Here is a 20817-nt window from a genome sequence, read left to right as displayed (position 1 = left end):
CTGCAGGAACGGACAAACCCATTCCTGCAGGGGGAGTGCCTGTTCACGCCTGCGGCGCCGTGCTCTTCACCGCCGCCAGCTCAGGATGCGCCACCAGCTTGTCGATATGCAGCTCGTCGTTGTTCATCCAGGTCTCGGTCAGCACCCGGTAATGCTCCATGTCGCGGCAGCGCATGCGCAGGCTGTAGTCGAAGTGCCCGCTGATCAGCTGGCACTCGTAGACCTGCGGGCAGGCGCGCACGGTGGCCTCGAAGGCCCGTTGCGCCGAGCGCCCGCTCTGGTTGGACAAGGCCACCAGCACCAGTAACGACAACCCGGGGGAGACCTGCTGCAGGTCGATGATTGCCCCGTAACCGCGGATCACCCCGCGCCGCTCCAGCTTGCGCACCCGTTCCAGGCAGGGCCTGGGGGTCAGGTGCACGAGGGTGGAGAGCTTCTCGTAGGTGATCCTTCCTTGGTGTCGCAGCACGTCGATGATCGCTTCGTCGATGCGATCCAGCGGTGCGGCGGCGGGGGTGATGGCCTTGGTATCCATATGCGGCGTGACTTCACTTCAGACGATTGGAGAGGAACTGCCGCAGGCGCTCGCTCTGTGGCCGGTCGAGGATCTCGGCGCTGCCGCTTTCCTCGACCAGGCCCTGGTGCAGGAACAGCACCTGGCTCGACACCTGGCGGGCGAACCCCATTTCATGGGTGACCATGAGCATGGTACGTCCTTCCTCGGCGAGCGTCTGTATCACCTTGAGCACTTCGCCGACCAACTCGGGGTCCAGCGCCGAGGTGGGCTCGTCGAACAGGATGATCTCCGGCTCCATCGCCAGCGCCCGGGCGATGGCCACGCGCTGCTGCTGGCCACCGGAGAGAAACGCCGGGTACTGGTCGGCGGCGCGGGCCGGCAGGCCGACCTTGTCCAGGTACTTGCGCGCCCGCGCCTCGGCTTCGCCGGCGCTGATGCCCAGCACCTTGCGCGGCGCCAGGCAGATGTTCTCCAGCACCGTCAGGTGGCTCCACAGGTTGAAGTGCTGGAATACCATGGCCAGGCGCGTGCGCAGGTTCTGCAGCTGGGCCACTGGCGGGGTGCCCTTGCTCAGGTCGAGGGTCTGGCCGTCGAGGGTGATGCTGCCGGCGTTGGGCTTTTCGAGGAAGTTGATGCAGCGCAGGAAGGTGCTCTTGCCCGAGCCGCTGGCGCCGATCAGGCTGATCACGTCGCCCTTGCGCGCCTGCAGCGAGACGCCCTTGAGCACCTGGTGCTCGCCGTAATGCTTGTGCAGCCCCTCGACGCTGAGCTTGGTGGCGCCGGCATGGGCGCGCGCCTGGGGAGCCTGTTCGAAGGTGGTGAGTGGCAGTGCGGTAGCGGTCATGGGTTCAGCCTCGTACAGGGTCAAGGAAGCGCATCCAGCGACGTTCGGCCACGCGGAACAGGCCGACCAGGGCGAAGGACAGCAGCATGTACAGCAGGGCGGCCACGCCGAAGGCCTGGAAGGTCAGGAAGGTCGCGGCGTTGGCGTCGCGGGCCACCTTGAGGATGTCGGCGACGGTGGCGGTGAAGGCCAGCGAGGTGGCGTGCAGCATCAGGATCAGCTCGTTGCTGTAGGCCGGCAGCGAACGGCGCAGGGCCGCCGGCAACACCAGGAACAGGTTGAGCCTCCAGCCACGCAGGCCATAGGCCTGGGCCGCTTCCAGCTCGCCGGCGGGCAGATTGCGGATGGCCCCGGCGAAGATCTCCACGGTGTAGGCGCAGGTGTTGAGCACGAACGCCAGCAGGGTGCAGTTGAGCGCGTTGCGGAAAAACTGGTCGAGCAGGGCATGCTCGCGCACCACCTGCAGGCCGTAGAGCCCGGTGTAGCAGATCAGCAGCTGGATATACAGCGGCGTGCCGCGGAACACGAAGGTGTACAGCTGCACCGGCAGGCGCAGCCAGGCATGGCGCGAGGTACGCGCCAGGGCCAGCGGCAGCGACAGGGCGAAGCCCAGCACCATGCTGGCCAGGAACAGCCAGAGGGTCATGGCCAGGCCCGACAGGCCGCTGCCGTCGTGGTACAGGTAAGCCAGGCCGTATTCCTGAAGGAGTTCGATCATCGCGCCAGCTCCTTGATGCCGATGTTGTAGCGCCGCTCCAGGTGCTTGAGCAGGCGGTTGGACAAGGTGGTGATGAGCAGGTACACCAGGCCCGCCAGGCACAGGAAGAACAACACGTCGTTGGTGCTCTTGCCGGCGTTCTGCGCGGCCTTGACCAGGTCGGCCAGGCCGATGATCGACACCAGCGCGGTGGACTTGAGCAGCACCAGCCAGTTGTTGCCCAGCCCCGGCAGGGCGAAGCGCATCAGTTGCGGGAACAGCACCAGCCGAAACCGCTGTGCCCGGCTCAGGCCGTAGGCGGTGGCGGCCTCCAGCTGGCCGACGGGCACGCTGAGGATGGCGCCGCGAAAGTTTTCGGTGAAATACGCGCCGTAGATGAAGCCCAGGGTGATGACCCCGGCGCCGAACGGATCGATCTCGACATAGTCCCAGCCCAGCGCCTCGGTGAGGTCGTTGAGCCAGATCTGCATGCTGTAGAAGATCAGCAGGATCAGCACCAGGTCCGGGACGCTGCGGATCAGCGTGGTGTAGAGGGTGGCCGGCAGCCGCAGCAGCCGGGATCGCGACAGCTTGGCGCTGGCGCCGATCAGGCCGAGCGCGAGGCTCAGCGCCAGCGACAGCAGGGCCAGCTTGACGGTCATCCAGGTGCCCTGGGCCAGCAGCGGGCCGAAGCCTTGCAGGCCGCTTGTGAGGAAGTCGTGCATGGGAGGGATCTCGCGGGGAGGCTATCGCGGGGCCAGCCCGCTCCCACAGGGGAAGGCGGGCGGCCTGCCGGGTCACTCGTTGTAGATGTCCAGGTCGCCGACGTATTTCTTCTGGATCTCGGCATAGGTGCCGTCGGCGTGGATCATGGCGATGCCCTTGTCGAGCAGGGCCTTGAGCTCGGGGTCGGTCTTGCGCAGGCCCATGGCGATGTCCAGCGGCAGTGTCGGGTCCTTGATCGCCGGGCCGCTCCTGAAGTCGGCGCCCTCGGGCTTGGAGAGGAAGTTCAGCTGGGCTTCGAGCTTGTCGGTGACGGTGGCGTCGAGGCGGCCGTTGAGCAGGTCGGCGTAGTTCTGGTCCTGGCCCTGGTAGGCCTTGACCTGCGCGCCCAGCGGCGCCAGCACGGCGCGGGCGTAGGCCTCCTGCAGCGAGCCCTGGAGCACGCCGACCTGCTTGCCCTTGAGCGATTCGGCGCTGTCGCCGAAGTCGGCCGACTTGCGCACGATGACCGAGGTGGGGCTGAGGAACAGGCGGTTACTGAAATCGATCTGCTTCAACCGCGCCGGGGTAACGGCCATCGACGACATGATGGCGTCGAACTTGCGGGCGCGCAGGGCGGGGATCATGCCGTCGAATTCGTTATGCACCCAGGTGCACTTGACCTGCAGCTTGGCGCAGATGGCATTGCCCAGGTCGATGTCGAAGCCTTGCAGGCTGCCATCGGCGGCGACGGATTCGAACGGTGGGTATTCGGGGAACACGCCGAAGCGGATCTCGGTCCACTCCTTGGCCTGGGTGAGGGTGGTGGCGCACAACGAGAACAGCAGCACGCCGAGGCGTTTTCGCATGGTGGGCATGGTCTTGGGTCCCTGGGTGTTGTTATTGGTAGTAGGGCGATTAGCGCGTGTAGGTCCGTCGGTGACTCATGGGTCGGGCTCAGAATGCGCGAGATAGACAGGTTTTTTGTGTCGTTTGCCTGCGCGTGGGCTGCCGGATTCGGCTGTAAAGTTTCTTTTTGCAGCCGAATCGGCTGTCCCGACAAAGATTTATGGAAGTGCGACAGCGGTTTCTGTCATTGGTACCGCCCAAGTGGCGTCCATTGGGCTTATGCGTACCCTGTAGGAGCGGCCTTGTGCCGCGAAAGGGCCGCATCGCGGCCCCAGGATCTCAATATTGAACACAGATTGCCGGGGCCGCTTTGCGGCCCTTTCGCGGCACAAGGCCGCTCCTACAGGGGGGCGGTCAGGCGGCGTTGACCTTACGTGCCGCCGCTTTGGGCTGCAGCAGGGCAAACAGATCCTTCGGATTCTCAAGCGCCGGCACCAGCGCGATATCGCGCCCGATGTCCAGCGCCCTGGCCACATCCAGCACATAGCGCAGCGCCGAGTAGTCCTCCAGGGCGAAGCCGACCGAGTCGAACAGCGTCACCTGTGCGGCACTCTCGCGCCCGGCAGCGATCCCCTCGACCACCTGCCAGAACTCGGTGGTCGGCGAGTCCGCCGGCATCTGCTGGATCTCGCCCTCGATCCGGCTCTGCGGTTCGTACTCGACGATCACCCGCGCCCGCTCGACGATGTCGCGGTGCAGCTCGGTCTTGCCCGGGCAGTCGCCGCCCACGGCATTGAGGTGCATGCCCGGCTCGATCATCCCTGGGGTGAGGATGGTGGCGTAGGCCTTGTCGGCGGTGACCGTGGTGACGATGTCGGCGCCGCGTACCGCCTCGGCCACGCTGTTGGCGATGATCAGCTTCAACTGTGGGAAGTCGGCCAGGTTGGTCGCCAGTTTCTCCGAGGCCTTGCGGTCGATATCGAACAGGCGAATCTCCTCGATGCCGAGCAGCGCATGGAAGGCGATGGCCTGGAACTCGCTCTGCGAGCCGTTGCCGATCAACGCCATGCGTTTGCTGTCCGGGCGCGCCAGGTAGCGGGCGGCCAGGGCCGAGGTGGCGGCGGTGCGGATGGCGGTGGTCAGGGTCATCTCGCTGAGCAGCACCGGCGCGCCGGTGTCGACATCGCCCAGGGCGCCGAAGGCCATCACGGTGAGCATCCCGTTGCGGGTGTTCTTCGGGTGGCCGTTGACGTACTTGAAGGCGTACAGGTTGGCGTCGGACACTGGCATCAGTTCGATCACCCCGTCCGCCGAGTGGTTGGCCAGGCGTGGGCATTTCTCGAAGTCGTGCCAGCGCAGGTAGTCCTGGCGGATGTATTCGGCCATCTCGGCCAGGCAGGTGGGCAATCCCTTGCGGTTGACCAGGTGAGCGAGGTCGTGCACGTCGATGTAGCGGGTCATGATGATTCTCCTTGTCGAGTCAGTGGCGCGAGGGCAGGTGGACTTCGGCGAGCATGCAGCGCGCGCTGCCGCCACCGATGCGTTCGATATGGTCGATGTTCACCACCAGTGGGTGACTGTGCCGCTCGACCTGGCGGCGCTGCTCGGCGTCGAGGGCATTCCAGGCGCTGCGCGACATGACCAGCAGGGAGCGGCCGTCACGGTCATGGACTTCGAGCATGTTGCCGGCGAAGTTCTCCAACTGGTCGAAGTTCAGCGCCAGCACCTGCTTGCCGGTATCGCGCAGCGAATGCTCCAGGGCGCGGCGTTCATCGTGGCGGGGCAGGGCGTCGAGGCAGGCCACGGCGAGCTGGCGGCCGACGTTCATCATCACGTTGCTGTGGTAGATCGGCGCCTGGCGGCGGTCGACGGCGTGGAACAGGCACAGGCGGTAGTCCAGGCGCTCGGCGAACTGGCGCAGGGCGTGTTCATGGGTGCGCCCGGAGTGGCAGGCGTAGCTGATGCGGTGTTCACGGTCCAGGACCATGCTGCCGGTGCCTTCGAGGAACAGATTCTGCTGTTCCAGCGGGCTCAGGTCGATGGTGCGCTGGATGGCGAAGCGCTCCTGCAGCACGCCCAGCACGCCCTTGCTGCGTTCCAGGCGGCGGTTCTCGCCCTCCATCGGGTACAGCACCAGGCTGCCATCGGCGTGGCTGCTCCACCAGTTGTTGGGGAAGATCGAGTCGGGCGTGTGGGGTTCGGGGGTGTCCTGCACCACCAGCACGTCGACGCCGTGCTGGCGCAGGGTGTCGACATAGCCGTCGAATTCTTCCAGGGCCTTCTCGCTGGCGGCCTGCGGGTCCGGCGGCGCCTGCTGGAAGCGGTTGTTGGCGGCGGTGTCGGGGTTGAAGGCGAACCGCGCCGGGCGAATCATGAGGACGGTATTTGTTGTTTGCATTGGGCACGCATCCACGGGTGGGCTGTGTGACCATTGTGTGGTGGTTTGCGGTGAGATCCCGGCTGAAGCGGGCGGGGCGGGCAGCGGGTCCAGCTGAAATGGCTTGTTTGACAGCGGAATCGGCTGACGCTGCAGGAAAGGTCGCCATCCTCGTGGGAGCGGCGATGCGGCGACCCGACTTGCCCCGCGATGGCGTCGACAGATCCATCGCTATCGCGGGGCAAGCCCGCTCCCACGAAGTGCGCAAATGAAAACGGCGCCTCGAGAGGCGCCGTTGCGTCATTGCCGGAACAACCTACTTGTGCAGCTCTTCAGCCGCATACAGGGTGTTCTCCAGCAGGCAGGCGCGGGTCATCGGGCCCACGCCGCCCGGCACCGGGGTGATCCAGCCGGCGCGGGGCAGGGCGGTCTCGTAGACCACGTCGCCGACCAGCTTGCCGTCGTCCTGGCGGTTGATGCCGACGTCGATGACGATGGCGCCTTCCTTGACCCACTCACCCTTGACCAGGCCCGGCTTGCCGGCGGCGACCACCACCAGGTCGGCGCGGCCGACGTGGCCGGCCAGGTCCTTGGTGAAGCGGTGGCAGACGGTGACGGTGCAGCCGGCCAGCAGCAGTTCCATGGCCATCGGCCGGCCGACGATGTTGGACGCGCCGACGATTACCGCGTTCATGCCGTACAGGTCCTGGCCGGTGCTGTGCAGCAGGGTCATGATGCCCTTCGGCGTGCACGGGCGCAGCAGCGGGATGCGCTGGGCCAGACGGCCGATGTTGTAGGGGTGGAAACCGTCCACGTCCTTGTCCGGGCGGATGCGCTCGAGCAGCAGGGAGGCGTCCAGGTGCTCAGGCAGCGGCAACTGCAGCAGGATGCCGTCGACGGCCGGGTCATCGTTGAGGCGATCGATCAGGTCGGTCAGGGCTTGCTGCGTGGTCTCGCTGGGCAGGTCGAACGCCTGGGAGATGAAGCCGACCTCTTCGCAGTCCTTGCGCTTGTGCGAGACATAGACTTGGGAGGCCGGGTCGGTGCCGACCAGGATCACCGCCAGGCCTGGCGTGCGCAGGCCCTGCTGGCGGCGCTCGGCGACACGTTGGGCGATCTGCTGGCGCAGGTTGGCGGCGATCGCCTTGCCATCGATTAGGTGTGCAGTCATAGACGCGTGATTAACCATCGAGAAGGGAACATATATAAGAAGCGCGCATTCTCGCACGACATGGCCCAAGGGCAAAGGCGCGTGGTCGGGCAAATCCCCTAACCCCTTCAATAATTTAAATTTTTTTGCGAAAGGTGTTGACGACCTGCAGGGTCGCCTATAAGATTCGCCGCACTTGTCGGGCACTGCCTGGCACGGGTTGGCAAAGTCGGGCAGAATAAGCGGTTAGTTTGTTCGGCTGGACTGTAAGCTTAAGCGCCCGTAGCTCAGCTGGATAGAGCATCCGCCTTCTAAGCGGATGGTCGCAGGTTCGAGTCCTGCCGGGTGCGCCATCAAGGCCTGGGCAAGTAAGCAGTACCGCAATATGGTGGGCGTAGCTCAGTTGGTAGAGCGCCGGATTGTGATTCCGGTTGTCGTGGGTTCGATTCCCATCGTCCACCCCAGATTCTGCAGGGGCGCCTCGATTGAATGATCCGGCGCCTTTGTTTTTGAGTTTCATGCGGACGTGGTGAAATTGGTAGACACACTGGATTTAGGTTCCAGCGGCGCAAGCTGTAAGAGTTCGAGTCTCTTCGTCCGCACCATGTTTCTGTAAGGCTGTACCGCAACACTGCATTATGGTGGGCGTAGCTCAGTTGGTAGAGCGCCGGATTGTGATTCCGGTTGTCGTGGGTTCGATTCCCATCGTCCACCCCATATTTGAAGAAGGCGCCCGGATCGGATGATCGGGCGCCTTTTTCGTTTTCGCCGTACGGCCCTCGTGGCTACTGGTGGTGGAGCGATAAAAGCTGATAGATTTCAGCCGGTTGAAGGGCTGGCCGAGATGCCGGTAGAGGAATAGCGCAGATGATCGCAAAAGAAGCGCGCCAGGCCCTGGCGCTGCAACGTTTCGCCGAGGCCAATCCGCAGCTGCTCGAGGAGATCCGCGAGCTGGATGCCCGCGAGCAGGCCCAGCAGATCGAGTGGGCGTTCGAGGATGCGGCGCAGGAGCAGGGCGTCGAGCCCTGGGAGTACGCCTTGCAACTGATCGCCGAGTCGCCGGAGCAACTGCAGGCCATGCGCCTGGAGACTCATCGCGAGGTGGCCGAGGCGCTGGGCATGGCCTGGGAAGAATACTGCCAGTTCAACGACCTCGATCCGCAGTAAGGCGGGCGATCGTCCTGGCTGTTGTTTGTTTGACAAGGTTTTACAACCGCGCGGGCCAAAAGGGTCTGCGCGGCCGTGAATGAGACAGGCTTGACGCCAAGGCGGGCGGGCCTTTCAAGGAAATCGACCGGCGCGGTCCGCCGACAATCCGGGTGGGGTGACTTCTGCTTGATGAGTCACTAGAATGTTTGCCCTTGATTCTGGAGTCGGGCTATCGCCGGCTAACGTCTGTGCAACGAGGAATATCCATGCAAGTTTCTGTTGAAAACACTTCCGCTCTCGAGCGCCGCATGACCATCGCCGTTCCGGCCGAGCGCGTCGAGAACGAAGTCAACAAGCGTCTGCAGCAGACTGCCAAGCGCGCCAAGGTTGCCGGCTTCCGTCCGGGCAAGGTGCCAATGAGCGTGATCCGCCAGCGTTTCGAGGCCGATGCCCGCCAAGAGGCCTTCGGTGATCTGGTCCAGGCTTCCTTCTACGAAGCCATCGTCGAGCAGAAGCTGAACCCGGCTGGCGCACCTGCCGTCGAGCCAAAGTCGTTCGAGAAGGGCAAGGACCTCGAGTTCGTCGCCATCTTCGAAGTCTTCCCTGAGTTCACCGTTGCCGGTTTCGAGTCGATCGCCGTCGAGCGCCTGAGCGCCGAAGTGGCTGACGCCGACCTGGACAACATGCTGGAAGTCCTGCGCAAGCAGAACACCCGTTTCGAGGCCGTCGAACGCGCCGCTGCCAATGACGACCAGGTCAACATCGACTTCGTCGGCAAGATCGACGGTGAAGCCTTCGCCGGTGGTTCGGCCAAGGGCACCCAGCTGGTGCTGGGTTCCGGCCGCATGATCCCGGGCTTCGAAGAAGGCCTGGTCGGTGCCAAGGCCGGTGAAGAGCGCGTGGTTAACGTGACCTTCCCGGAGGACTACCAGAACCTCGACCTGGCCGGCAAGGCCGCCGAGTTCACCATCACCGTCAACAGCGTTTCCGCCCCAGTGCTGCCTGAGCTGAACGAAGCCTTCTTCGCCCAGTTCGGCATCAAGGAATCGACCCTGGAAGGTTTCCGCGCCGAAGTTCGCAAGAACATGGAGCGTGAGCTGCGCCAGGCCATCAAGGCCAAGGTCAAGAACCAGGTCATGGACGGTCTGCTGGCCGCCAACCCGGTCGACGTGCCGAAAGCCCTGCTGGAAAACGAAGTCAACCGTCTGCGCGTGCAGGCCGTCCAGCAGTTCGGTGGCAACATCAAGCCTGACCAACTGCCGGCCGAGCTGTTCGAAGAGCAAGCCAAGCGCCGCGTCGTGCTGGGCCTGATCGTCGCCGAAGTGGTCAAGCAGTTCGACCTGAAGCCGGACGAAGCCAAGGTTCGCGAAGTCATCGAAGAGATGGCCTCGGCCTACCAGGAGCCTGAGCAGGTCATCGCCTGGTACTACAAGAACGACCAGCAACTGAACGAAGTTCGTTCGGTTGTGCTGGAAGAGCAAGTTGTAGATACTGTCCTGCAGAAAGCGACTGTGACCGACAAATCGGTCTCGTACGAAGAAGCCGTCAAACCAGCACAGGCTCCTGCCGCCGCTGAGTAACAGGCTACTCTCGTAGGAAACCCCCACAAGCCAGCCTTCGCGCTGGCTTGTGCGTATTCAAGCCATGACTATTTGGGAGCGAGTGCAGGACATGTCCCGCAATTCTTATATTCAGCAAAGCTCTGACATCCAGGCCGCAGGCGGCCTGGTCCCGATGGTTATCGAGCAGTCCGCCCGTGGCGAACGTGCCTACGACATCTACTCGCGCCTCCTCAAGGAGCGCGTGATCTTCCTGGTCGGCCCCGTAGAAGACTACATGGCCAACCTGGTGGTGGCGCAGCTGCTGTTCCTTGAGGCGGAAAACCCGGACAAGGATATCCATCTTTATATCAACTCCCCGGGCGGCTCGGTAACTGCCGGCATGTCGATCTACGACACCATGCAGTTCATCAAGCCGGACGTCTCGACCATCTGCATCGGCCAGGCCTGCAGCATGGGCGCCTTCCTGCTCGCGGCCGGTGCCGCCGGCAAGCGCCACTGCCTGCCCAACTCGCGGGTGATGATTCACCAGCCGCTGGGTGGCTTCCAAGGCCAGGCGACCGACATCGAGATCCACGCCCAGGAAATCCTCAACATCAAGGCGCGCCTGAACGAGCTGCTGGCTCATCACACCGGCCAGGACCTCGAGACCATCAAGCGCGACACCGAGCGCGACAACTTCATGAGCGCCGCGCGCGCGGCCGAGTACGGCCTGATCGACTCGGTCTACGACAAGCGGCAACTGGCATCCTGAAGCAATGCGCCAGAGCGCGCGGGCGCGGATTGCGCCCGTGCGCGGACTTGAAAAAGCCAGCGATTGCCTTCATCTTGTGTTTCAAGCCTACCGGATTGGATCGATCGAATGACTGACACCCGTAACGGCGAGGACAACGGCAAATTGCTCTACTGCTCTTTCTGCGGCAAAAGCCAGCATGAAGTGCGTAAATTGATTGCCGGCCCCTCGGTATTTATCTGCGACGAGTGCGTCGACCTGTGCAATGACATCATCCGTGAGGAGGTGCAGGAAGCCCAGGCCGAGAGCAACGCGCACAAGTTACCCTCGCCGAAAGAAATCAGCGGCATCCTGGACCAGTACGTCATTGGTCAGGAGCGCGCGAAAAAGGTCCTGGCAGTAGCGGTGTACAACCACTACAAGCGCCTGAACCAGCGTGACAAGAAAGGCGACGAAGTCGAACTGGGCAAGAGCAACATCCTGCTGATCGGGCCGACCGGCTCGGGCAAGACGCTGCTCGCCGAGACGCTCGCGCGCCTGTTGAACGTGCCGTTCACCATTGCCGACGCCACCACCCTGACCGAAGCCGGTTATGTCGGTGAGGACGTCGAGAACATCATTCAGAAGTTGCTGCAGAAGTGCGACTACGATGTGGAAAAGGCCCAGATGGGCATCGTCTACATCGACGAGATCGACAAGATCTCGCGCAAGTCGGACAACCCGTCCATCACCCGTGACGTCTCGGGCGAGGGCGTGCAGCAGGCGCTGCTGAAACTGATCGAAGGCACCGTGGCCTCCGTGCCGCCGCAAGGGGGGCGCAAGCACCCGCAACAGGAGTTCCTGCAGGTCGATACCCGCAATATCCTGTTCATCTGCGGTGGCGCCTTCTCGGGCCTGGAAAAGGTCATCCAGAACCGCTCGACCAAAGGCGGCATCGGCTTCAGTGCCGAAGTGCGCAGCAAGGAAGAGGGCAAGAAGGTCGGCGAGTCGCTGCGTGAGGTCGAGCCGGACGATCTGGTCAAGTTCGGCCTGATTCCGGAGTTCGTCGGCCGCCTGCCGGTGCTGGCGACCCTGGACGAGCTGGACGAGGCTGCGCTGATGCAGATCCTCACCGAGCCGAAGAACGCGCTGACCAAGCAGTACGCCAGGCTGTTCGAGATGGAAGACGTCGACCTCGAGTTCCGCAGCGATGCACTCAAGGCCGTGGCGCGCAAGGCCCTGGAGCGCAAGACCGGCGCCCGTGGCCTGCGTTCGATCCTCGAGGGCGTGCTGCTCGACACCATGTACGAGATTCCTTCGCAGAAGGATGTCAGCAAGGTGGTGATCGACGAAAGCGTCATCGAAGGCTCGTCGCAGCCGCTGCTCATCTACGAGAACAGCGAGCCGCAAGCCAAGGCCGCTCCCGACGCCTGATCGGGCAAGGGGCAGCACGCACGAAGGGGCCTTTTTGGCCCCTTTTTGCATTTCATGGCCTGGGCGCTTGTATTTTGCCAGGCCTGCCCCCACATTAGCCCCAAGCACCATTTCCAACGGTTTCCGGCCACCACGGCCGCTGTAGAGGCGAAATCATGAAGACCACCCTCGACTTGCCTCTTTTGCCATTGCGCGACGTCGTCGTCTATCCGCACATGGTCATCCCACTGTTCGTGGGGCGTGAGAAGTCCATCGAAGCCCTTGAGGCGGCGATGACGGGCGAGAAGCAGATCCTCCTGCTGGCCCAGAAGAATCCGGCCGACGATGATCCGGGCGAAGATGCCCTGTATCGCGTCGGTACCGTCGCCACTGTGCTGCAACTGCTCAAGCTGCCCGATGGCACCGTCAAGGTGCTGGTCGAGGGTGAGCAGCGTGGCGCCGTGGAGCGTTTCAACGAAGTCGACGGCCATATCCGCGCCGAAGTCAGCCTGATCGACGAAGCCGAGACCGCCGAGCGCGAGTCCGAAGTGTTCGTGCGGACCTTGCTGTCGCAGTTCGAGCAGTACGTGCAGCTGGGCAAGAAGGTCCCGGCCGAAGTGCTGTCCTCGCTCAACAGCATCGAGGAACCGGGCCGCCTGGTCGACACCATGGCCGCGCACATGGCGCTGAAGATCGAGCAGAAGCAGGAGATCCTCGAGATCGTCGACCTGCAGGCCCGCGTCGAGCACGTGCTGGCGCTGCTGGACGCCGAGATCGACCTGCTGCAGGTCGAGAAGCGCATCCGTGGCCGGGTCAAGAAGCAGATGGAGCGCAGCCAGCGCGAGTACTACCTGAATGAGCAGATGAAGGCCATTCAGAAGGAGCTCGGCGATGGCGACGAAGGCCACAACGAAGTCGAGGAGCTGAAAAAGCGCATCGATGCCGCCGGCCTGCCGAAAGATGCCCTGGCCAAGGCCCAGGCCGAGCTGAACAAGCTCAAGCAGATGTCGCCGATGTCGGCCGAGGCCACCGTGGTGCGCTCGTACCTCGACTGGCTGGTGCAGGTGCCGTGGAAGGCCCAGAGCAAGGTGCGCCTGGACCTGGCCAAGGCCGAGGAAATCCTCGATGCCGACCACTACGGCCTGGAAGAGGTCAAGGAACGTATCCTCGAGTACCTCGCCGTACAGAAGCGCGTGAAGAAGATCCGTGGCCCGGTGCTGTGCCTGGTCGGTCCGCCCGGTGTGGGCAAGACCTCGCTGGCCGAATCGATCGCCGCCGCCACCAACCGCAAGTTCGTGCGCATGGCCCTGGGCGGCGTGCGTGACGAGGCCGAGATCCGTGGCCACCGCCGTACCTACATCGGTTCGATGCCCGGTCGTCTGATTCAGAAAATGACCAAGGTCGGTGTACGCAATCCGCTGTTCCTGCTCGACGAGATCGACAAGATGGGCAGCGACATGCGCGGCGATCCGGCCTCGGCGTTGCTGGAGGTGCTCGACCCCGAGCAGAACCACAACTTCAACGACCACTACCTGGAAGTCGACTACGACCTCTCGGACGTGATGTTCCTGTGCACCTCGAACTCGATGAACATCCCGCCGGCGCTGCTCGACCGCATGGAAGTCATCCGCCTGCCGGGTTACACCGAGGACGAGAAGATCAACATCGCGGTCAAGTACCTGGTGCCCAAGCAGGTCAAGGCCAACGGCCTGAAGAAGGACGAGCTGGAGGTCGAGGTCTCGGCCATCCGCGACATCATCCGCTACTACACCCGCGAAGCCGGGGTGCGTGGCCTGGAGCGCCAGATCGCCAAGGTCTGCCGCAAGGTGGTCAAGGAGCACACCGGGGCCAAGCAGGTGAAGGTCAAGGTCAGCGGCGAGCAGCTCGAGCAACTGCTGGGCGTGCGCAAGTTCCGCTACGGCCTGGCCGAGCAGCAGGACCAGATCGGCCAGGTAACGGGCCTGGCCTGGACCCAGGTGGGCGGCGAGCTGCTGACCATCGAGGCCGTGGTGATCCCGGGCAAGGGCCAGCTGATCAAGACCGGCTCGCTCGGCGACGTCATGGTCGAGTCGATCACCGCCGCGCAGACGGTGGTGCGCAGCCGTGCCCAGAGCCTGGGGATCGCTGCAGACTTCCACGAGAAACGCGACGTTCACATCCATATGCCCGAAGGCGCCACGCCCAAGGACGGCCCGAGCGCCGGTATCGGCATGTGCACCGCGCTGGTGTCGGCCCTGACCCAGATCCCGGTACGCGCCGACGTGGCGATGACCGGTGAGATCACCCTGCGCGGCCAGGTCCTGGCCATCGGTGGCCTCAAGGAAAAACTGCTGGCGGCACACCGGGGCGGGATCAAGACGGTGATCATTCCCGAGGAGAATGTTCGCGATCTGAAGGAGATTCCGGAAAATATCAAACAGGATCTTCAGATCAAACCGGTCAAATGGATTGACGAAGTCCTCCAAATTGCGCTGCAATACGCCCCGGAGCCCTTGCCAGATGTGGCTCCGGAGATTGTCGCGAAAGATGAGAAGCGCGACGGCGATGCTAAGGAAAGAATCAGCACGCACTAGTACGTATTTCGCTGGGGGGCTTTGGTTGACAGCATTTTCGGCCCCTTGCTATAAAACGGCACGCCAGTGTCAACAGGCCACCCAGCGCTCGTTTCATTAAGCTTTTCATTACATACTTAGAAACAAACTCAATAGAGAAATAAGGGGACTTAGAGTGAACAAGTCGGAACTGATTGACGCTATCGCCGCATCTGCTGACATCCCGAAAGCTGTAGCCGGCCGTGCGCTGGACGCAGTCATCGAATCCGTCACCGGCGCCCTGAAGCAAGGTGACGATGTGGTACTGGTTGGTTTCGGTACCTTCTCGGTCAAGGAGCGCGCCGAGCGCACCGGCCGCAACCCGCAAACCGGCAAGGCGATCAAGATCGCTGCCGCCAAGGTTCCAGGTTTCAAGGCTGGCAAGGGCCTGAAAGACGCCGTCAACTAAGTCGTCTTTCAGCCGGCCCGGGCATCGTCAGGGCCGACCGCGTGACGGCGGGTCGCAAACGTTCCCGCTGGCACGCTCGCTTCGAAAAGGCGCATCCACTGGATGCGCCTTTCTTCTATCAGGATTCTACCCACGCTCCGCGGTTGTCGACGCAGTGGTACAGCCGTTTCTGGGGGACGCATGCTGCAGAATATCAGGGACAATTCACAAGGTTGGATTGCCAAGACCATCATCGGCCTTATCGTCGTGTTGATGGCGTTGACCGGCTTCGAGGCCATTTTCCAGGCCGCCAGCCATAGCCAGGACGCCGCCAAGGTGAACGGCCAGACCATCAGCCAGAACGAGCTGAGCCAGGCCGTGGACATGCAGCGCCGCCAGCTGATGCAACAGCTGGGCAAGGATTTCGACCCTGCGCTGCTGGACGAGAAGATGCTGCGCGAAGCCGCGCTCAAGGGGCTGATCGATCGCAAGCTGCTGTTGCAGGGTGCCGAAGATGCCAAGTTCGCTTTTTCCGAGGCCGCGCTGGATCAGCTGATCCTGCAGACGCCTGAATTCCAGGTCGATGGCAAGTTCAGCGCCGAGCGCTTCGACTCGGTCATCCGCCAGATGGGCTACGGCCGCATGCAGTTCCGCGAGATGCTCGCCCAGGAAATGCTGATCGGCCAGCTGCGCACCGGCCTTGCCGGCAGCAGCTTCGTCACCGACAAGCAGGTCGAGGCCTTCGCCCGCCTCGAGAAGCAGACCCGTGATTTCGCTTCGCAGACCTTCAAGGCCGACCCGGCCGCGGTCAAGGTGAGCGATGACGAAGTCAAGGCGCACTATGACCAGCACGCCAAGGAATTCATGACCCCGGACCAGGTGGTCATCGATTACCTCGAGCTGAAGAAGTCGGCCTTCTTCGACCAGGTCAAGGTCGACGACGGCGAGCTCAAGGCCCTGTACGAGAAGGAGATCGCCAACCTGGGCGAGCAGCGCCATGCCGCGCACATCCTGATCGAGGTCAACGACAAGACCGACGATGCCAAGGCCAAGGCCCGTATCGAAGAGATCCAGCAGCGCCTGGACAAGGGTGAGGACTTCGCCAAGCTGGCCAAGGAATTCTCCCAGGACCCGGGTTCGGCCAATACTGGCGGCGACCTCGGCTTCGCCGGCCCTGGCGTGTATGACCCGGCCTTCGAGGACGCGCTGTACAAGCTGAACAAGGACCAGGTGTCCGCACCGGTGCGCACCGAGTTCGGCTACCACCTGATCAAGCTGCTGGGCGTGCAGGCGCCGGACGTGCCGAGCTTCGCCAGCCTGAAGGACAAGCTGACCCACGAGCTGAAGACCCAGCAGGTGGAGCAGCGCTTCGTCGAGGCCACCAAGCAGCTCGAGGACACCGCCTTCGAAGCCTCGGACCTGGCCCAGCCGGCCCAGGACCTGGGTCTGAAGGTGCACACCTCGGCGGCCTTCGGTCGTGAGGGTGGCGAAGGCATCACCGCCAACCGTGCAGTGATACAGGCCGCGTTCGGCGAGCAGGTGCTGGAAGAAGGCGCCAACAGCAACGCCATCGAGCTGGATCCGGAGACCGTTGTGGTGCTGCGCGTCAAGGAGCACCGCAAGCCTGAGCAACTGCCGCTGGAGGCCGTGGCCAAGAACATCAGCGAGCACCTGGCCAAGGAGAAGGCGATTGCCGAACTCAAGGCCAAGGCTGACAAGCTGATCGCCGGCCTGCGCGAGGGTTCGGCCAAGGCCGAGGGCCAGGGCTGGAAAGTCCACGAAGCGGTCACCCGCGGCCAGGACGGTATCGACCCGGCCGAGCTGCAGGCGGTGTTCCGCCTCGGCAAGCCTGCGGCCAAGGACAAGCCGGTCTACGGCAGCGTGGTCCTGGCCGACGGCAGCCTGGTGGTCCTGCAGCTCAAGGGCGTCAACGAAGGCGCCGCCGCCACCGACGAAGAGAAGGCGCAGATCCGTCGCTACCTCGCTTCGCGTGCCGGCTCGCAGGACTTCGCGGCCTATCGCAAGCTGCTTGAAGGCAGTGCCGACATCACGCGCTACTGAGTGGCGCGCTGATCACGAAACAGGCCGCGTATGCGGCCTGTTTTGTTTCCGATGATCTGAACGCTCTGCTGCCTCAACTCTCTTTCTCTGTAGGAGCGGCCTTGTGCCGCGAATGGGCCGCAAGGCGGCCCCAGGATTTCAGCGTTGACGCTGCAATTGCCGGGACTGCTGCGCAGCCCTCTCGCGGCACAAGGCCGCTCCTACAGGGCGCGCGCATAGCTACCGCCGAACCCCTTCATGATTGTCCAGCGTATCCCGCGCAACCTCCCGCCCCAGGGCGATCAGCTCCGGCGCCTTGTAGAACTCGAAGAACCGGCACACGCGCTTGGGCACGTTGATCAGCACGTCCGGCGGGTAGCCGGCGATCTTGTATTGCGCCAGTGACGTCTGCATCACCTCGAAGCTCTGGTTGATCAGGTCGAGCAGGGAGGCGGGCCCGACGTTGTCGACGATGAAGGATCCGGTAGCCGATTTCGGCGCCCCCTCGCTCTGCGGCGCGGCCGCCGGCTGTTGGCCCTCGGGGGCGGCGCTTTCAGCGAGCCACGGGTTGGGGCTGGCCAGCCCCTCGGCGGTGATTTCCTGCTCCAGGCGGATCAATTGCTCGGCCGGCTTGCGGCGAAACGGCAGGCGCGAGCCGAGCGAACTGATCAAGGCATCGAAGCGCATCTTGAACGCCGCCGGGCGTTCGATCACCGGCAGTTGGTATTGTTTCTGGTTGGTGGCGTTGAGGTTGACGGCGATGATCAGGTCGCAGTGGCTGGACACCACCGGCACGATCGGCAGCGGGTTGAGGATGCCGCCATCGACCAGCGTGCGGTTGCCTTGCACCACCGGGGTGAACAGGCTGGGAATGGCTGCCGAGGCGCGCATGGCCTGGTGCAGACAGCCCTCCTGGAACCAGATCTCCTGCTGGTTGGTGAGGTCGGTGGCGACCGCCGTGTAGGGGATGCGCAACTGCTCGATGTTGATCTCGCCAACGATCTTGCGGATCTGCCCGAACACCTTGTCGCCGCGAATCGCCCCCAGGCGGAAGCTGACGTCCACCAGGCGCAGCACGTCGAGGTAGTCCAGGCTCTCGATCCAGCTGCGGTATTCGTCGAGTTTGCCGGCAGCGTAGATGCCGCCGATCACCGCGCCCATCGAGCAGCCGGCGATGCAGCCGATCTCGTAGCCGCGCCGTTCGATCTCCTCGATCACGCCGATGTGCGCGTACCCCCGGGCACCACCGGAGCCCAGCACCAATGCCACGCGTTTGCCCATGACCTTTTCCCCCGCAGCTGTGCCACCATGGTCCAACAATGCACCCATTACCACCTGTGCTTCAATGTAGTCCGCGCTGGACTACGCTGAGCAGGGCACTTTTCGTTTGCTTTGCCGTCGAACGGCCACCTTAGTTTTTCACCCTCGAGGTATTACCGATGAAAGCCTGGATCACCCTTCCTCTGATTGCCCTGGCCCTGGCCGGCTGCGCGGGCAAGACGGCCTATCGCGACAGTTGCGCGACCCAGCTCGATGCCGCCTGGAAGGAACTGGACCTGGCCAAGGCCGAAGGCTTTGCCGGCACCGTGAGTTACTCCAAGGCGCTGTCGCTGTTGACCGGCGCCAAGACCCAGCAGCAGTTCGAGGGTTTCGAGGGCTGCACCCGCAAGGCCGAGAAGGCCCGTTTCTACATTCGTGAATCCCGCGCCGGGCGTTGACCGAGGAGCTGCCCATGTCCGCCATGCTCGATCATGTGGTCGGCCAGATCCTGACGCTGCAGGTGCGCCTGCTGGCCTGCCGCGAACGCCTGGCCGCCGACACCGACCGTGAGGCGTTGCACGACCTGCGCATCACCTTGCGGCGTCTGCGCAGCCTGCTGCGGCCGTTGCGTGGCCTGCCGGGCGTCGAGCAGCTCGAGCAGGCGGCCGGGGCGCTGGGCACGCTGACCACGCCGCTGCGTGACCGCGAGGTGCTGGCGGCGCAGCTGATCGGCCGTGGGCACGTGCAGGCAGGCGAACGTCGCCAGGAGGGCAGGGCGCGCACCTATGCCGGTGTCGCGGCCAGCGCCCAGCTCAACCGCGTGCTGGCGATTCTCGATGCGTTCCCGATGTTCCTGCGTGCCGCCGGCCGTGAGGGGTTGGCGGCGAAGCTGGGACTGCGCATCGACAAGCGCCTGCACAAGCAATGGCACAAGCTGCAGGCGGCCCTGGCGGACCCTGCCCACGACCGCCACCGCCTGCGCCTGCTGATCAAGCGGGTGCGCTATGGCGACCAGGCCTACCCACAGCTCGAACACGCCGGCAACAAGCTGCAGCGCCTGCTCAAGGCGGCCCAGGGCGACCTGGGCGACTGGCACGACCGCATGCAGTGGTTGCTGCAGGTGCGCGAGCACAGCGACCTGCTCGGCTGCAAGGTGGCCTGGGAGCATGAGCTGCATGCCGCCGAGGCGCGTTCCGACCTCACCCTCGAAGCACTGCAAAAGGCTCTGGCGCGCCGTTAGTCCCGGCAAATGACCGATATGCGGGCTGTGGCTGGCGTGATCGCTGGTTACTATCGGTTCTTTTCCCGCAGGAGCCCTGGCACATGAACTTCACAGAATTGCTGACAGCCGCCCGCGCGCACCCCGAGGCCATCAGCGTGCCCGCCGGCTGGGCCCAGGGGCGCGCGGTATTCGGCGGCCTGATGGCAGCGATGGTGCACGAAGCGATGCGCCAGAAGCTGGGCGACGACCGACCGGTGCGTTCGCTGGCCATTACCTTCGTCGGCCCGGCGGCGCCGGATCTGCCGATCAGCCTGGAGGTCGAGGTGCTGCGCGAGGGCAAGGCGGTCAGCACCTTGCTCGGACGCGCCGTGCAGGATGGCCAGGTAGTGACCCTGGTGCAGGGCAGCTTCGGTGCCGGCCGCCCTTCGGTGGTGGCGGTCGACGCGCCCGCCGCGATGCCGATGAAGCCGTTGCAGGAGGCGGCGCCGGAGTTGCCCTTCATCAAGGGCATCACACCGCAGTTCATGCAGCACGTGGCGTTTCGCTGGGCGGTGGGCGGCCTGCCGTTCAGTGGCAACGACTCACGCCATATGGGTGGTTGGGTACGCCTGCGCGATGTCGCCGAGGAGCCGGTCGGGGTGGCGCACCTGCTGGCATTGGTCGATGCCTGGCCGCCCAGCCTGCTACCGTATCTCAAGCAGCCCGCCGCGGGCAGCACGCTGACCTGGACCATCGAGTTCGTGCAGCCCACGCCGCAGCTGTCGACCCTCGACTGGTGCCGCTATGTGGTCGAGACCGAGTATGCCCGTGATGGCTATGGGCATGCGGCCGCAGCGTTGTGGACGGCAGAGGGTGAGCTCCTGGCGTTGAGCCGGCAGACGGTGACCGTGTTCGCCTGAACCATCTCATCAAGTCAATCGCGGGGCAAGCCCGCTCCCACGCCGGGTGATGTTTTCAGTCAGTGGCGGTGCTTGTGGCGCTCGCGCCAGGCCCGCCACCAGGCGCCGCTCAGCACGAAGCGCGGGAAGGTGATGAACTGCTCGGTGAGCAGGCGCTGCACGGCGTCCTTGCGGTCGGTGAACGGCTCGGGTTGCTCGGCTTCCAGGCGGTGCCCCTGGCGTTGCAGGCCCAGCCCGGCCGCCAGGGCGATGATGCCCACGGCGATCTGCGACAGGTCCAGCGCGAACAGCCCCGACAGTACCAGCAGCGCGCCGAGGATGAACAGCGGCACGGCGATCAGGTGCAGCACCAGGTTGGCGGGGTGGCGATGGTTGTGGTGATAGCCGCGCCATTGCCAGGCGGGCAGGTTGGGCAGTCGTTTGCTCATGGACAGATCCTCTGGGGCCT

General features: G+C 64.1%; 20 protein-coding genes and 4 tRNA genes. 14 read left to right on the top strand and 10 right to left on the bottom strand.

Features of this window, described 5'->3' with window-relative positions; translation table 11 throughout:
* Nucleotides 1-43: 43 nt before the first annotated feature.
* From K2O50_RS17900 to folD, 8 genes are all read right to left on the bottom strand, one after another.
* Nucleotides 44-535 (bottom strand): Lrp/AsnC family transcriptional regulator, encoded by a 492-nt coding sequence (locus K2O50_RS17900; RefSeq protein ID WP_050705041.1) that lies wholly within the window; start codon nt 533-535, stop codon nt 44-46.
* A gap of 13 nt (nt 536-548) precedes the next feature.
* Nucleotides 549-1361: an ABC transporter ATP-binding protein gene (locus tag K2O50_RS17895; RefSeq protein WP_052896422.1), complete on the bottom strand. Its 813-nt coding sequence runs from the start codon at nt 1359-1361 to the stop codon at nt 549-551.
* Between the two features lie 4 nt (nt 1362-1365).
* Nucleotides 1366-2079 carry an ABC transporter permease gene (locus K2O50_RS17890; protein WP_050705042.1) on the bottom strand — a complete coding sequence of 238 codons (714 nt, stop codon included), beginning with the start codon at nt 2077-2079 and terminating at the stop codon, nt 1366-1368.
* Nucleotides 2076-2783: an ABC transporter permease gene (locus K2O50_RS17885; RefSeq protein WP_050705043.1), complete on the bottom strand. Its 708-nt coding sequence runs from the start codon at nt 2781-2783 to the stop codon at nt 2076-2078. The genes K2O50_RS17890 and K2O50_RS17885 overlap by 4 nt, the downstream gene beginning before the upstream one ends.
* Nucleotides 2784-2855: 72 nt before the next feature.
* On the bottom strand, nt 2856-3638 hold the full coding sequence (locus K2O50_RS17880) for an ABC transporter substrate-binding protein (RefSeq protein ID WP_050705044.1): 783 nt from the start codon (nt 3636-3638) through the stop codon (nt 2856-2858).
* Between the two features lie 385 nt (nt 3639-4023).
* Nucleotides 4024-5070, bottom strand: a complete 1047-nt coding sequence (locus K2O50_RS17875; RefSeq protein WP_050705045.1) for an ornithine cyclodeaminase — start codon at nt 5068-5070, stop codon at nt 4024-4026.
* A 19-nt stretch (nt 5071-5089) separates the two neighbouring features.
* A complete protein-coding gene (ctlX, locus tag K2O50_RS17870; RefSeq protein WP_050705046.1) occupies nt 5090-6007 on the bottom strand; it encodes a citrulline utilization hydrolase CtlX in 918 nt (305 codons plus the stop codon).
* A gap of 295 nt (nt 6008-6302) precedes the next feature.
* Nucleotides 6303-7157 (bottom strand): bifunctional methylenetetrahydrofolate dehydrogenase/methenyltetrahydrofolate cyclohydrolase FolD, encoded by an 855-nt coding sequence (gene folD / locus K2O50_RS17865; protein ID WP_050705047.1) that lies wholly within the window; start codon nt 7155-7157, stop codon nt 6303-6305.
* A 255-nt stretch (nt 7158-7412) separates the two neighbouring features.
* Here folD and K2O50_RS17860 point away from each other — a divergent pair.
* From K2O50_RS17860 to K2O50_RS17810, 11 genes are all read left to right on the top strand, one after another.
* Nucleotides 7413-7489, top strand: a tRNA-Arg gene (locus tag K2O50_RS17860).
* Between the two features lie 35 nt (nt 7490-7524).
* Nucleotides 7525-7600, top strand: a tRNA-His gene (locus K2O50_RS17855).
* 56 nt (nt 7601-7656) lie between these two features.
* Nucleotides 7657-7741: transfer RNA gene (locus K2O50_RS17850), tRNA-Leu, on the top strand.
* 36 nt (nt 7742-7777) lie between these two features.
* Nucleotides 7778-7853: transfer RNA gene (locus tag K2O50_RS17845), tRNA-His, on the top strand.
* Between the two features lie 150 nt (nt 7854-8003).
* Nucleotides 8004-8303, top strand: a complete 300-nt coding sequence (locus K2O50_RS17840) for a DUF6388 family protein (RefSeq protein ID WP_028692638.1) — start codon at nt 8004-8006, stop codon at nt 8301-8303.
* 248 nt (nt 8304-8551) lie between these two features.
* The gene (tig, locus tag K2O50_RS17835; protein ID WP_050705048.1) at nt 8552-9865 is read left to right on the top strand and encodes a trigger factor; all 1314 of its coding nucleotides are present in this window, start codon (nt 8552-8554) and stop codon (nt 9863-9865) included.
* A 91-nt stretch (nt 9866-9956) separates the two neighbouring features.
* Nucleotides 9957-10598 carry an ATP-dependent Clp endopeptidase proteolytic subunit ClpP gene (gene clpP, locus K2O50_RS17830; RefSeq protein WP_043213484.1) on the top strand — a complete coding sequence of 214 codons (642 nt, stop codon included), beginning with the start codon at nt 9957-9959 and terminating at the stop codon, nt 10596-10598.
* Between the two features lie 108 nt (nt 10599-10706).
* Nucleotides 10707-11990, top strand: a complete 1284-nt coding sequence (clpX, locus tag K2O50_RS17825) for an ATP-dependent Clp protease ATP-binding subunit ClpX (protein ID WP_050705049.1) — start codon at nt 10707-10709, stop codon at nt 11988-11990.
* Between the two features lie 155 nt (nt 11991-12145).
* Nucleotides 12146-14542, top strand: coding sequence for an endopeptidase La (lon, locus tag K2O50_RS17820; RefSeq protein WP_050705050.1), 2397 nt, complete (start codon nt 12146-12148; stop codon nt 14540-14542).
* A 154-nt stretch (nt 14543-14696) separates the two neighbouring features.
* Entirely contained in the window at nt 14697-14969 is a 273-nt protein-coding gene (gene hupB, locus K2O50_RS17815) for a nucleoid-associated protein HU-beta (RefSeq protein ID WP_011533117.1), read from the top strand.
* 180 nt (nt 14970-15149) lie between these two features.
* On the top strand, nt 15150-17009 hold the full coding sequence (locus K2O50_RS17810; RefSeq protein WP_050705051.1) for a SurA N-terminal domain-containing protein: 1860 nt from the start codon (nt 15150-15152) through the stop codon (nt 17007-17009).
* A 219-nt stretch (nt 17010-17228) separates the two neighbouring features.
* Here K2O50_RS17810 and K2O50_RS17805 read toward each other — a convergent pair whose 3' ends face one another.
* Complete coding sequence (locus tag K2O50_RS17805) at nt 17229-18269, bottom strand: patatin-like phospholipase family protein (RefSeq protein WP_050705052.1); 1041 nt, start codon at nt 18267-18269, stop codon at nt 17229-17231.
* A 158-nt stretch (nt 18270-18427) separates the two neighbouring features.
* Here K2O50_RS17805 and K2O50_RS17800 point away from each other — a divergent pair, with 158 nt between their 5' ends.
* The 3 genes from K2O50_RS17800 to K2O50_RS17790 all read left to right on the top strand — a co-directional run bounded on the left by K2O50_RS17800 (nt 18428) and on the right by K2O50_RS17790 (nt 20369).
* Nucleotides 18428-18706: a hypothetical protein gene (locus K2O50_RS17800; RefSeq protein ID WP_046854892.1), complete on the top strand. Its 279-nt coding sequence runs from the start codon at nt 18428-18430 to the stop codon at nt 18704-18706.
* Nucleotides 18707-18720: 14 nt separating this feature from the next.
* Nucleotides 18721-19488 (top strand): CHAD domain-containing protein, encoded by a 768-nt coding sequence (locus K2O50_RS17795; RefSeq protein WP_050705053.1) that lies wholly within the window; start codon nt 18721-18723, stop codon nt 19486-19488.
* A gap of 83 nt (nt 19489-19571) precedes the next feature.
* Complete coding sequence (locus K2O50_RS17790; RefSeq protein WP_050705054.1) at nt 19572-20369, top strand: acyl-CoA thioesterase II; 798 nt, start codon at nt 19572-19574, stop codon at nt 20367-20369.
* 59 nt (nt 20370-20428) lie between these two features.
* Here K2O50_RS17790 and K2O50_RS17785 read toward each other — a convergent pair whose 3' ends face one another.
* Nucleotides 20429-20797 carry an Mpo1-like protein gene (locus K2O50_RS17785; RefSeq protein WP_050705055.1) on the bottom strand — a complete coding sequence of 123 codons (369 nt, stop codon included), beginning with the start codon at nt 20795-20797 and terminating at the stop codon, nt 20429-20431.
* Nucleotides 20798-20817: the final 20 nt, after the last annotated feature.

The sequence above is a fragment of the Pseudomonas sp. 2hn genome (assembly GCF_019646095.1).
GTDB classification, from domain to species: domain Bacteria; phylum Pseudomonadota; class Gammaproteobacteria; order Pseudomonadales; family Pseudomonadaceae; genus Aquipseudomonas; species Aquipseudomonas peradeniyensis.
Note: the sequence above shows the minus strand (reverse complement) of the source record. Positions and strands in the feature narration are given on the sequence as shown.